Source organism: Actimicrobium sp. CCI2.3 (assembly GCF_035019065.1).
In the GTDB taxonomy this organism is placed as follows: Bacteria; Pseudomonadota; Gammaproteobacteria; order Burkholderiales; family Burkholderiaceae_D; genus Actimicrobium.
The window spans coordinates 45928-58234 of the sequence record NZ_JASJWR010000013.1; the positions used below are offsets into that span (position 1 = coordinate 45928).

At 57.6% G+C, this 12307-nt stretch carries 12 protein-coding genes; 8 read left to right on the plus strand and 4 right to left on the minus strand.

The features are described 5' to 3' along the window. Positions 1 to 6: 6 nt before the first annotated feature. Both QN370_RS09295 and QN370_RS09300 read right to left on the minus strand, forming a co-directional pair. On the minus strand, positions 7 to 309 hold the full coding sequence (locus tag QN370_RS09295; RefSeq protein ID WP_009667877.1) for an urease subunit gamma: 303 nt from the start codon (positions 307 to 309) through the stop codon (positions 7 to 9). 20 nt (positions 310 to 329) lie between these two features. Then, complete coding sequence (locus tag QN370_RS09300) at positions 330 to 1175, minus strand: urease accessory protein UreD (RefSeq protein ID WP_322128306.1); 846 nt, start codon at positions 1173 to 1175, stop codon at positions 330 to 332. Positions 1176 to 1389: 214 nt separating this feature from the next. Between QN370_RS09300 and QN370_RS09305 the strand changes: the two genes are divergently transcribed. After that, a complete protein-coding gene (locus tag QN370_RS09305; RefSeq protein ID WP_322128305.1) occupies positions 1390 to 3876 on the plus strand; it encodes a DUF349 domain-containing protein in 2487 nt (828 codons plus the stop codon). 106 nt (positions 3877 to 3982) lie between these two features. On the opposite strand, the gene phaP is transcribed toward QN370_RS09305, so the two are convergent. After that, entirely contained in the window at positions 3983 to 4552 is a 570-nt protein-coding gene (gene phaP, locus QN370_RS09310) for a TIGR01841 family phasin (RefSeq protein WP_322128304.1), read from the minus strand. A 256-nt stretch (positions 4553 to 4808) separates the two neighbouring features. Here phaP and QN370_RS09315 point away from each other — a divergent pair, with 256 nt between their 5' ends. From QN370_RS09315 to QN370_RS09340, 6 genes are all read left to right on the plus strand, one after another. After that, positions 4809 to 5741 carry a histone deacetylase gene (locus QN370_RS09315; protein ID WP_322128303.1) on the plus strand — a complete coding sequence of 311 codons (933 nt, stop codon included), beginning with the start codon at positions 4809 to 4811 and terminating at the stop codon, positions 5739 to 5741. 8 nt (positions 5742 to 5749) lie between these two features. Continuing rightward, on the plus strand, positions 5750 to 6646 hold the full coding sequence (locus QN370_RS09320) for a DMT family transporter (RefSeq protein ID WP_322128302.1): 897 nt from the start codon (positions 5750 to 5752) through the stop codon (positions 6644 to 6646). Next, positions 6646 to 7101, plus strand: coding sequence for an acyl-CoA thioesterase (locus QN370_RS09325; RefSeq protein WP_416172160.1), 456 nt, complete (start codon positions 6646 to 6648; stop codon positions 7099 to 7101). The genes QN370_RS09320 and QN370_RS09325 overlap by 1 nt, the downstream gene beginning before the upstream one ends. Beyond that, positions 7098 to 7793 carry a nitroreductase gene (locus tag QN370_RS09330; RefSeq protein WP_322128300.1) on the plus strand — a complete coding sequence of 232 codons (696 nt, stop codon included), beginning with the start codon at positions 7098 to 7100 and terminating at the stop codon, positions 7791 to 7793. Before QN370_RS09325 ends, QN370_RS09330 begins: the two co-directional genes overlap by 4 nt. A gap of 183 nt (positions 7794 to 7976) precedes the next feature. After that, the gene (pbpG, locus tag QN370_RS09335) at positions 7977 to 9041 is read left to right on the plus strand and encodes a D-alanyl-D-alanine endopeptidase (protein ID WP_322128299.1); all 1065 of its coding nucleotides are present in this window, start codon (positions 7977 to 7979) and stop codon (positions 9039 to 9041) included. Between the two features lie 329 nt (positions 9042 to 9370). After that, positions 9371 to 10714: an ankyrin repeat domain-containing protein gene (locus tag QN370_RS09340; RefSeq protein ID WP_322128298.1), complete on the plus strand. Its 1344-nt coding sequence runs from the start codon at positions 9371 to 9373 to the stop codon at positions 10712 to 10714. 90 nt (positions 10715 to 10804) lie between these two features. Here QN370_RS09340 and QN370_RS09345 read toward each other — a convergent pair whose 3' ends face one another. Then, positions 10805 to 11593 carry an IclR family transcriptional regulator gene (locus QN370_RS09345; RefSeq protein ID WP_322128297.1) on the minus strand — a complete coding sequence of 263 codons (789 nt, stop codon included), beginning with the start codon at positions 11591 to 11593 and terminating at the stop codon, positions 10805 to 10807. 263 nt (positions 11594 to 11856) lie between these two features. Here QN370_RS09345 and QN370_RS09350 point away from each other — a divergent pair, with 263 nt between their 5' ends. Continuing rightward, positions 11857 to 12264 carry a diacylglycerol kinase gene (locus tag QN370_RS09350; protein ID WP_322128296.1) on the plus strand — a complete coding sequence of 136 codons (408 nt, stop codon included), beginning with the start codon at positions 11857 to 11859 and terminating at the stop codon, positions 12262 to 12264. The last annotated feature ends 43 nt before the right edge of the window (positions 12265 to 12307 follow it).

The window sequence follows — 12307 nt, forward strand, 5'->3', positions numbered from 1 at the left end:
CGGCCTCTAGGGTATCGGTTGGTGAACGGTGACGAGCTTGGTGCCGTCCGGGAAAGTCGCTTCGACCTGGATGTCGGGGATCATCTCGGCGATGCCTTCCATCACATCGGCGCGGGTCAGGATGCGGGTGCCGGCCGACATCAGTTCGGCCACGGTGCGGCCATCGCGTGCGCCCTCCATGATGGCGGCGCTGATCAGTGCGATGGCTTCCGGATAGTTCAGTTTCACGCCGCGTGCCATGCGGCGTTCGGCCAGCAGTGCTGCCGTAAAAATGAGCAGCTTGTCTTTTTCTCTTGGAGTCAGGTCCATGGGTTTGCCTTGGTAAGTGTTCAGGTATTCCAGATGCGCGGTACGACGGCTTCCCGCGCCAGGTGCAGCGGGCGCAGCGCCTGCCAGGCCTGCATCATCAGGGCGCGCGCGACCTCGCTGGAGTTGCCCAGATGGCGCACGACGAGGATGGCTTTCGTTTGCGTGATACCGACTTGCGGGCCGAGCTTCTCGCGCAGTGTCGTCAATGCGCTCGGCGTGATGGGTTTTCCGGCGACCAGCAGCGTCGCACAAACCGTCTTGCCAGCCAGTCCCAGCGGGCTGTGCATGATCGTGCCGGCACCCTCGATGCGTCCTTGCTCGAACCAGATCAGCTTGCCGTCGCGCCGTATCGTGCAGTGCTGTGCGATGGTGCCGGCGTTAAACGTTTCGCCGGAAGCAGTGCGGCCAAAGCAGAGGATATCGCAACCGAAATAGGTCGCGTCGCCGTGCAGCGTGATGGCGCTGTCGAGGTGAACGTGGGCGTTGTTGAAGAAGATGGTTTCTTGTGGCAGCCATTCCAGTGAGGCGCCGGCGGCGACGTCAAGACGCACGGTCTGGCGCGAGACATGGCCATTGGCGCGATACCACTTGGCGGCACCGGGTGTGCTGATGAAAACAGCGGCCTCGCGACCGACCCGCACCGCGATATCGAGCTGGTCACCGCCGACGACACCGCCCGGAGGATGGACAATGACGGCATGGCAGACCGAGGGATGTTCGGGATACAGCGCCTTCTGCACCCGCAGCGGCCCGACATGTTCGCGCTCGGTCAGGCGTGTGGTGCCGGCATCGTTGACGAAGCCGAGCGACAGGCGTGCTTGCCAATGGCTGCGCGGGAGGGAGGGTGAATGGCTGGCGTCGGGCATGTCGGGTATCGGAGTGTCGGTGCGGTAATCGCTTAGCAGTATATGTGCCAATCACGAATGTGCGATCCGCAGTGAGCCTGCTAATTTCCGGTGCGCGAACGCTTTGCGCCGGTGCGCGCTGGTGCCGAGATGGTACTTACTGTGAGATTGCGCATGAGCGCCATCGCATCCGTTGTTATGATGACGTTCCTATTTCTGCTGCGGCCTGCCATCCATGTTCGATTTTCTTTTCAAGCGCAAACCTAAAACTCCGCCAACTCCTGTTGTGGTGGTCGCGCCCATCGTGGTCGCGCCAACCGCTGCGCGCGAAGCGGCGATGACCGCTGCGAAAGCAGTGCAACACGACGAAGCGGCCAGTGTCGCCTTCCTGATTGCCTGCGATTTTGCTGATGCCCGCTTGCTCGCTGCGCAAGCTGTCCACTCCGTACCTGCCTTGCAGCAGGTGCTGGCGGCTACGCGCAAGACCGACCGGCGTGTCGCCAAGCTGATGCAGACGCGACTCGATCAACTCGACACACAGCGCAAGCTGCTGGCATTGGCCACCACCTGCATCGCCGATGCCGACCGACTTGCCAACGCAACGACATTAACGCCCAATCAGGTCAGCGAACTGGATCGTCGCTGGCAAGCACTGACGCTGGTGCCGGAGTCCGAGCAACAAGCGTTCGCGACAAGTCGCGCCACGTTGGGCATTCGCCTCGCCGCGCAAGCCACCTTGCAACGCGCCGTCCTCGACACGCTGGCCCAATTGCGCGCACTACCCGGCGAGCAACCTCCCGAGGTGGTGCGCGCCACACTGGACGCGCTGGTGGCATCGCTTGCCGACCTGCGCCTGTCGGCCGACATCGGGGCTGTCCCGAAACATTTGCTGGTCCAGTGCGACGAAGCCGCACAGGTGTTGCGCACGTCGCTGGTGGCGTTCGAGCAGCGCCACGCCGCGTCGCTGGCGCGTCTGGCCCTGCTGGAAGAATGGGAAGCGGCTGCGCCCGAGTCACTGCAAGAATCGACGTTGCGACGCGGCTGGCAAGGCGAGGTCGCGCCGGAGTGGCAGCAGCGCTTCGATGAATTACTGCAGCGCGTGATTGCTGCCCGGCCGGTCAAAGTGGCACCGGTGATGTCGGTACTGCCGGTGTCTGATCAGAAGCCGATTTTTATCGCGGCCTTGCAGTCGATGGAGCAGGCCCTCGAGGAGGGCAGTCTGCAAATCGCCTCGGAAGCCGACAAGCGCTTGCGTTCGCTTGATCTGCCCGCATTGCGTCCGAGCGAGGCCGAGGCCGCGCAATTGTCGCGTTTGCGCGCCGAACTGGGACGTCTGCAAGGCTGGGCGCGCTGGGGTGGCAATGTCTCGCGGGAAGAATTACAGAAAGCCGCCGAAGCCTTGCCCGAGCAAGCCTTGGCGATGGGCGAGCTGGCCAAGAAAATCGGCAGCCTGCGTGAGCGCTGGAAGTCGCTGGACGGGTCGGCCGGTTCTGCGCCGAAAGAGCTCTGGCATGGCTTCGATGCTGCCTGCACGGCCGCCTACGCGCCGGTCGCCGAGCACTTCGCCAGGCTGGCCGAAGAGCGCCAGGCCAACGTCGGGGTAGCAACCGACATGATCGCGGACATGCAACGCAATGCCGACGCGTTAGTCGGTGTCGAGCATCCTGACTGGAAAGCGGTGGCGCTGTTTTGCCAGCGCAGCCTGCAGAGCTGGCAGCGTCTGGGGCCGACCGAGCGCAAGGAAAAGAAGCGTCTCGATGCCGAATTCAATGCCGTGCTGCAGCGCCTGCGTGCGCCCCTGGATGACATCCGCGCAAGCGAAATCCGCGAGCGCGAACAGATGATCGCTGACGTGGTCGCGTTGTCGCCCAATGATCGCGGTGCACTCGATGCGTTGCGCGTTCTGCAGGATCGCTGGCAGGAACGCGCCAAAGCTTTGCCGCTGGAGCGCAATGACGAACAGGGACTGTGGACGAGGTTTCGCGCTGCCTGCGATACCGTTTTTGCGCGTCGCAAGGAAGCGGTTTCCGAAGCCGACGCTGGCCGTCAGGACAATCTGCACGCGAAGGAGGCGCTATGCGTTGCGCTGGAACAGGCTGGCGAACTGGCAATCCCGCAAGTGGTCAGCCTGCTGCGTGATACGGCGAGCGCCTGGCATCGCGCCGGCCCCGTGCCGCGTGCGGCAGAAAGCGCGATCGACACACGCTACCGACAGGCCGTCACCGCCTTGCAGCAACAGGTTGACCATGCGCAGCGCGCCAGTGATGCGCTGGCCAAGCAAGCGATCCTGGCCAAGCTGCAGTTGTGCCAGCAAGTCGAGTCGGCATTAGTGGCAGGCGGCGATGCGGCTGCGTTACAGGATCAGTGGCAAGCATTGCCGGCCTTGGCCACTCCGTTTGAGCGCGCCCTTGGTCAGCGTTTCGAGCAGGCGCAAATCGCTGCACAGCAGACCGATACCGCGTACGCGGCGACACTCGAAGCCAATCGGACCGTCCTGGGCCGGGAGTTGCTGCGGATGGAAATCGTGTTGTCGCTCGATAGTCCCGCCGAGCTGATGCGCGAACGCTTGCAATTGCAGGTCGAGGTGTTGCAGGCGGCACTCAAGTCCGGACAGCCGGTGGCGACCGAACAGCAGATGCTGGTGGCCTTGTGCAATTTGCCGGCGCTGACCGATGGCACGGCGACGGAGCGCTTGCAGCGTGTGCTGGAGCGCGTGCTGTAAAGCACGACAGGTCGTTAGCCACGTTCTCCGGCTGAAAACAACAATGCCCCGATATATTCCGGGGCATTTTTTTCATCATTGCACGTGGCTTACTGCACTAACGGACTTACTTTTTTGCGGCTGCGCGCGGCGTGCTTTTTTCAACGACTTCGGCCATCTGGGTGACCGCATTGTTGACATTGCCTTCAATGGTGGCAACCGCTTGCTTGGTAGTACGCGAGAGTTGCTCGTAGCCGGCATTGGCATTGCCCAGTGCGGTCTTGAACATCGCGACGACCGTTTCGGAGCCGGCCGGTGCATTCTTCGTGACGTCTTCAACCAGTGTGACGACCTTCTGGTTGATTTCGCTGATCTTGGCTTCGGTCACTTTGGCGAATTCAGCCTGGATTTCGGAAGCGATGCTGGCGACGTTGCGTGCGTACGCCGCTGCTTTTTCGGTGCCTGGCTGCGACTGTGCCGAGCCGAGTGCAAAGAACTCTTGTGGCGTCTTGGCCGAGAACATGTGCTTGAGCGCAGCGTTGGATTCTTCCATCGAGGTACGGGCCGTGTGCATGTTCAGTGCAGTAAGTTTTTCTACGGCTTCAAATGCTTTGTGAGACAGCGACGACATCAATGTGAGCTGGGATTCAAATGCGGATTTGGTTGCTGCTGAGAACTGTTCTGGTGTTGAAAACATGTATTTCTCCTGTGGGTGGGATCGGTCTGCCGCGACTGGATTGCGCTTGCTTGGTGCGCTGCAGCACGTTCTATTTTAAGGAATGGTGATGTCAAGTCAAGCACATTATTTACCGCACGGTCGGGTTATTCGGGTGATTACTTGTTGACAAATTGATTAGTAGTATCCGTGGACAAGTGGTCGTTAGTTAGTAGGCGTTTGCGTTGTGATGGCCGATGCTAAACTCACAGTTCAATTTTTTTGGACTTTGCCTGCCTTGAAAGCCTTCTACAGCGACCACTTTGTCTTGCCACTGCCCGCCGGTCATCGCTTCCCGATGCAGAAGTACCGCCTGTTGCGCGAGCGTGCCGTCAGCGTTGCGCCTGAAATCGAGTTTGCCGAGGCACCCGATATCGGCAATGGCGTGCTGGCACTGGCTCATCATCCGGACTACATCCGTCGAGTCAGCGTCGGCGACCTGTCGGCGGCGGAACAGAAACGCATCGGTTTTCCCTGGTCGCCTGGTATGGTTGAGCGCTCGCGGCGCTCGACAGGCGCAACCATTGGTGCTTGCCGTGCTGCGTTTGATGATGGGGTCGCACTCAATCTTGCCGGTGGTACGCATCATGCGCACGCGGCTCACGGCGAAGGGTTTTGTGTCTTCAATGATGCGGCAATTGCTGCACGCCTGATGCAGGCCGAGCGGCGTGTAAGCCGGGTTGCAGTGGTCGACCTTGACGTGCATCAAGGTAATGGGACGGCCGACATTCTCGCGCACGACGACTCGGTGTTTACACTGTCGTTGCACGGCGAACGTAATTATCCGTTCGAGAAGGCAGTCAGCGATCTGGATGTGGGCTTGCCGGACGATATCGCTGATGTCGCCTACCTGGCTGCGCTGTCGATCGCACTGGCGACGTTATTTGCCCGCTTCGATCCGCAACTGATTATTTTTCTGGCAGGTGCCGATCCGCACGAAGGCGATCGGCTCGGGCGCATGAAGCTGACGCTCGATGGTCTGGCACAGCGCGACCGGATGGTGCTGGAAGCGGCACATCAGCGCCGTATTCCGGTCGCCATTTCGATGGCAGGCGGTTATGGTCGGGATATTGAGGATACCATTCGGGTCCACTTACAAACCATCGCCATTGCCGCAGAGTACGCAGCACGCTGGACGATGCCACCTGCCATGCTGGCAACCACGCCATGATGAATCGAATGTCCTCACCTGCGATGACGGCAATCCGTCCGTCTCCTTACCTGGCGGCGATGCCCTGGGTGTTTGTGCTGCTGTGGAGCACCGGTTTCATTGTGGCCAAGTTCGGTTTACCGTATGCGCCGCCGTTGACCTTTCTGTTGTTGCGGTTTGCCGGGGTGCTTTTGGTGCTGCTGCCGCTGGTGCTGGTGCTGCGCGCGCCGTGGCCGACCGGACGGGTCGGGCACGTTGCGCTGGCCGGTATTTTGCTGCAAGCCGGCTATCTGGCCGGTGTCTGGACCGCTATCAAGCTGGGCATGCCGGCGGGACTGTCGGCGCTCATCGTCGGCATGCAACCCGTTCTGACTGCTTTTGCCGCACCGCTGATTGGCGAATCGGTGCGTGGCAAGCAGTGGATCGGACTGGCATTGGGCTTGTGCGGGGTTGCGCTGGTGGTCGCCAACAAGATCAGCCTGATCGGGTTGTCGACCGAGAGTATTTTGTTGTGTCTGATGGCGCTGCTGTCGATCACGGCTGGTACGCTGTATCAGAAGCGCTATTGCGCCCACTTCGATTTGCGCACCGGTACGATTATCCAGTTCGCGGCCTCCGCTGCGGTGGTACTGCCGTTTGCGATCCTGTTTGAAGGGTTTTCGCCGGCGCTGGAGACGGTGCAGTGGACGCCGAGTTTCATCGGTGCGTTGCTGTGGTCAATCCTGGCACTGTCGATCGGGGCGATTTTCCTGCTGTTTTCGTTGATCCGGAAAAGCGCGGCGACAAGCGTAACTAGCTTGTTGTACCTGACGCCGCCGACCACCGCAGTGATGGCGTGGCTGGCATTTGGCGAACAGTTCAGCTGGATAGGCATCGTCGGCATGTTGTTGGCCGTGATGGGTGTGGTCTTTGTGGTGAGGAAATAATGCGGATGGCGGCACACCGTCGCGCCGACTACGCGCATTTTCATCCGATCACGACGCGCTGGCTCGATAACGATGCCTACGGTCACGTCAACAACGTGGTGTATTACCACTGGTTCGATACGATCATTAACGAGCTGCTGATTTCAGGCGGCGTGCTGGATATCGTAGACAGTTCGGTGATCGGTCTGGTCATTGAGTCGAACTGCACGTATTTTTCGCCCGTGGCGTTTCCTGACCGGATTACTGCTGCGCTGCGCGTGGCGGCACTGGGCAATTCCAGCATCCGCTATGAGCTTGCTATTTTTTGCAACGACGACGACCTTGCGGCAGCACAGGGCTATGTGGTCCATGTCTGTGTGGAACGCGCCAGCCGTCAGTCGACACCTATTCCCTTACCCATGCGTAGTCTGCTTCAATCGATACCGATTCCCTCCTTTGCCCCGAGCCAGCCATGACCCAGACACCGCAGCAGCACGTTGATGACGCCATTATTTCCCGCCATTCGATCCGGGCTTTCCTGCCTGATCCGGTGAGTCCTGAAGTGATAACACAGTTGCTGGAGGTGGCTGCCCGGGCACCGTCAGGCACCAACACCCAGCCCTGGAAAGTGTATGTGCTTACCGATGCGATCAAGCAGCGCTTGTCGGCAGCAGTGCTCGCCGCGCACGACGATCCAGACGGGGCGACCAAGTACGTGCAGGAATATAACTACTACCCGCTGAAATGGAATTCGCCATTTATCGACCGCCGCCGCAAGGTCGGTTGGGACCTGTATGCATTGCTGGAACTGACGCGCGAAAACAAGGCGGGCATGCACGCGCAGCACGGTCGCAATTACCTGTTTTTCGATGCGCCGGTCGGTCTGATGTTCACAATCGATCGCAGTCTGGAACTGGGTTCATGGCTGGACTACGGCATGTTCCTGCAAAATGTGATGATTGCCGCGCGCGGTCGTGGCCTCGATACCTGTCCGCAAGCAGCATTCACGCAGTATTACAAGATCATTGCCGAGGTGTTGCAGTTGCCGGAAAACGAGATGCTGGTGTGCGGCATGTCGCTCGGTTACGCAGATAACAGTAAAATCGAAAATACATTGATTACCGAACGTGAGCCTGTGGCCGGTTTTGTGAGGTTTCTCTCGCAATAGTTGTTGCTTCCACAGAATACTAATTTTGCCGACAAACGCTGAAACAATAATTCATTGTCAAATTAGTATGGTCAGTGCGAAATAAGGTTAAAAGCTAACGCTAAGTGGTTAATTCGCTTGTGGATAATCGACTTTTTGCTAAACTACAATGTGATCAATTTTTCCCATGATCGGGAGCCCCTGATGTCCAGACCCTTATTTGTATTTTTGCTGATGTGTTCGTTTTTCTTGTCTACGGGCACCGTGGCAAATGCTGCAGACAAGCCGGAGCGATCGACGTCCGCGAAAAAGTCCACCAAGAAATCAATTGCTAAAAAATCGTCACGGCGACGCTCTGTTGCTGTGGCTCCCAAGGCGAAGCCGAGCACTCGCCAACGGACAGCAGCGGTGATTTTGCCGGCAGTGGTGAGCGCCGGCGAACTTGCCGGCCTGAACCGGACTCCTGATGCGCTCGACCTGAAATCGAATGTCGCACTGGTGCTGGATCAGTCCAATTCAAAAGTCTTATTCGAAAAAAACTCGAACGTCGCCTTGCCGATTGCATCGATCACAAAACTGATGACCAGCATGGTTGTGGTGGAGTCGAATCAGAACATGGATGAAATGATCGAGGTCACCAACGACGATATCGATCGTGAAAAAAATTCGTCGTCACGTCTGCGGGTTGGCTCTATCCTTTCCCGCGCCAACATGCTCCATATTGCATTGATGAGTTCAGAGAATCGGGCAGCGTCGGCACTTGGTCGAAACTATCCGGGCGGACTGCCGGCATTCGTTGCTGCAATGAATAACAAAGCCAAGTCGCTCGGCATGAACGATACCCATTACGTGGATTCAACAGGACTGTCGAGCCACAACGTGGCCACCGCTCAGGACCTGGCCAAGCTCGTCATTGCAGCGCGTCAGCATCAGATCATCAGCCAGTATTCGACCGATACCAAGTACGCGGTCAAGCCTGGCAGCGGGATACTGCAATACTCGAATTCCAATCATCTGGTAGGTAATCCGGGCTGGGATATCGACCTGCAGAAAACGGGGTACATCAACGAGGCTGGCCGTTGCCTGGTCATGATGACGAATATCGAAGGTCGCCCAATTGTCATGGTATTTCTTGATTCTAAGGGCAAGCAATCCCGCACTGCCGACGCCGGCCGGATTCGCAAATGGATTGAAACATCGAAGCCTGACAATCTGACCAATCCGCTGGCTGTGCCAACTGCGCGTAACTTACCGGTAGCACACAGCTGAAAAAGTAGGTTGTTGAAGAAAAATCAGATCCTATCCTGATGCCGTTCAGTTAAACACTGAGCGGCATTTTTTATGGGGATTCCGATTTTGCGTATCGATGATGGCCTTCAGCATGAAGTCCATTTGTGATCAGACAGACCGTTCTAAAAGCGTTTGTTCTGCGTCGCCTGATGACATTGGTTTGTCAACGCATCACATATGTTGGTTTGTCGATACGCTGAATCCCGTTTTGGTAAGACGGAACCTAGTTGAGGGAAGTGTTACTTAATGAGCTGTCAATACGGTTTTTAACGTTGGTCGCACCGACTCTCTTTAATGGAACTCTTTCAATGCAACCCTATTCACCACTATCCAGAACGCAAAATACTTACTTGCCGCACAGTGCTCATGATCAATCGGGACGTATCTCCGATGCTCACTTCCTTCCCGGCGCAGTCGAGGTACAGACACGGGCTAGCTACCTGCCGCGAACGGTCCCTGCGCCACGTGGCACGGCGATGGCGGCAGGACTCCGGTCACAACTTTCAATGACCAGCGAACCCGACTACCTTCTCGATATCAGCATGGCTGATGAGGCCGAACTTCATCGGATGCTGGATACATTTTGTGCTGACATAAACCGATCATCGGCTGACGGCACTACGCTGCTCATGACAACAGTCAGGAAAAACAATTTGCCCGAAATGCAGGTTCTGCTGGAGTGGCCTGAGCTGGATGTGAATTTAACGGATCAACAAGGCAACACGGCCCTGCACATGGCGGCTCAGGCAGGGCAGATCGATCATCTGGACGCATTGCTTGGCGATGCGAGAGTCGATCCTCATGTACGAAATAGGCATGGCAATACTGCGTTGTGCCTTGCTGCTCAACACGATCAGTACCAAGTGGTGGAGCGGCTTCTCAATCACCAGTTGTTAAATTTAAGCATCCCTGAAAATGCCGCTGACGAGTACAACAAGACCTACCGGTTGGCCGCGGATCAACACGGGTTCAATACCGTCTTCACTTTATTGGACTCCAAACCATGGCTCATGAATGCGGTCAGGTCAGATGGACATACGGCATTGACATCGGCAATCAAGGCAGGTCGTATCGATGTGGTGAAGGCGCTTTTGCAGCACTATCCCGAGCTCAACGTTAATCTGGCGGGCGAGGGACTGGGAACAGCCCTGAATGTGGCGGCCGGTCAGCACAATGCAGAGATGGTGCTGACATTACTGAGGCATCCCGGACTGGATCCCAATAGTCCTGTTGATCACAGTGGCAGCACTGTGTTGCATCTGGCCGCCGCCCGTGGTGACGCGAACATTGTCCAGGCCTTGATGAGTGCACTGCCTGTCATTAACGTGAATGCCGAAGCAGCATGTCGTGACACACCGTTGCATCGGGCGGCGTATTTCGGCCAATTGGATACCTTGCGCATGTTGGCGACGCGGGTGGATGACATCAACCAGAGGAACAAAGAAGGTCTGTCGGTAATGCATTTCGTCGCCGGTTCCGGAAATATGGAAGCAGTCAAATTTTTGCAGCAACTACCAGGCATTGATCCGTTAGTCTTTTCGGATATTGGTCAATATCCCTCGGATATCGCACAGCAGTCCGGTCATGCCGACGCCGCGCGGGTTCTGCAAGAAGCGGAATTTCAGAGTTACGTACGCTCAACCGAAAGCTAGCCTTAGCCTGACATATCGCCACCTGAGATGCGTGCAGTCGCAGAAATCGCCAGCGCGTCGCCGCTTTCAATTCAGAGCGGGACTGCCGGGTTAGCCGGCATCCTGAGGAGAATATCCCAATACCGCAGAGATCTGATTCACGGTCAGCATCAAGTCGTCGAGCCATTCTTCTTGCAGCCGATCGGCGGGTGCGGAAATGGACAGTCCGGCGATCAGGCGTCCCGAGTCATCGCGAATGCCGGCAGCCATGCAGCGCACGCCGAGTTCGAGCTCTTCGTTGTCACGCGCAAAACCGCGTGCCCGCACCAGGCTCAATTCGCGTTCGAGCGTGGTCAGTTCAGTGATCGAATTCTTGTTGTGTCCCGATAGACCGGTGCGAGTTGCATACGAGCGCACGGACTTGGGATCATCAACCGACAGGAATAGCTTGCCGGTCGAGGTCAGGTGTAGCGGTGCGCGTCCGCCGATGGCGCGTACTACCTGCATGCCGGAGCGTTCCGAAAAAGCCCGGTCGATGTAGACGATCTCATCGCCTTGGCGCACCGAGAGGTTCACCGTCTGGAATGTCTTGCGATGCAGTGCACGCATGAAGTCGACTGCCGCTTCCCGCACGTTCAGGCGGCTTTTGACGACGTTGCCCAGTTCCAGCAAACGCATGCCCAGACGATAGGCCCCTGGCTCTGCGCGTTCAACGAAACGCTTGAGCACCAGGTCGTTGAGGATGCGGTGGGCGGTCGAGGGATGCAAGCCGGTATCGGCTGAAAGCTGCTTGAGGCTGACCGGATCGGGGTAGCGGGCCAGTGCATCGAGCAGCGAGGTCAGGCGTTCGATGACTTGAATGGACGTTTTATCGGTCTCTGAAGGCGCTGTCGCAGTCATGATGTTTTTCGTGGCAAATGGAAGCTACCGTTTATACCACAATGCGAAACGCGGACGCCGATCCCTGACTTATTACGGTGGGATTATTTCAGCTTGATGACCTGTGATTCACGACCAGAATAATGCCTTCGTAACCTCGGCGCACTGTTAGAATCCGGCGGCGGTGCGCGCGTACGATAGACTCTGTGCGGCCGCTTTCGCGACCGGTTAGCGATTATTTTTTCCGCCGATTTGTTTGATAACGTAATCCAGCCAGGGCCAGCATGAGCGACGAAAATCAACCGATCAGCCAGTTCAAGAGCAAGAGTGGTCTCAAGCGCATCGCCGGCGCATTCTTTTATTCGATGGAAGGATTCAAAGCAGCCTGGAAAGGCGAACATGCGTTTCGCCAGGAACTGGCGGTCATGGTGGTGGCAACCATTGTCGCGCTGTGTTTGCCGGTGCCCGCCTTGCACCAGCTGTTGCTGATCGGCGTGTTCGTGCTGGTGCTGGTCGTCGAGTTGCTTAATTCGGCGATCGAAGCAGTGGTCGACCGGGTCTCGCTGGAACGCAATCCGCTGTCAAAAAATGCCAAGGATTTTGGTAGCGCGGCGGTCTTCCTTACTTTTTCGCTGGCAGCGGCGACCTGGGGCGTGATCGTGATACCGCTGCTGCGGGGATTCTGGAGCTGAGGTGGCGTTTAAAATTCTGGTAAAGCGCAGGGCAGGCACGATA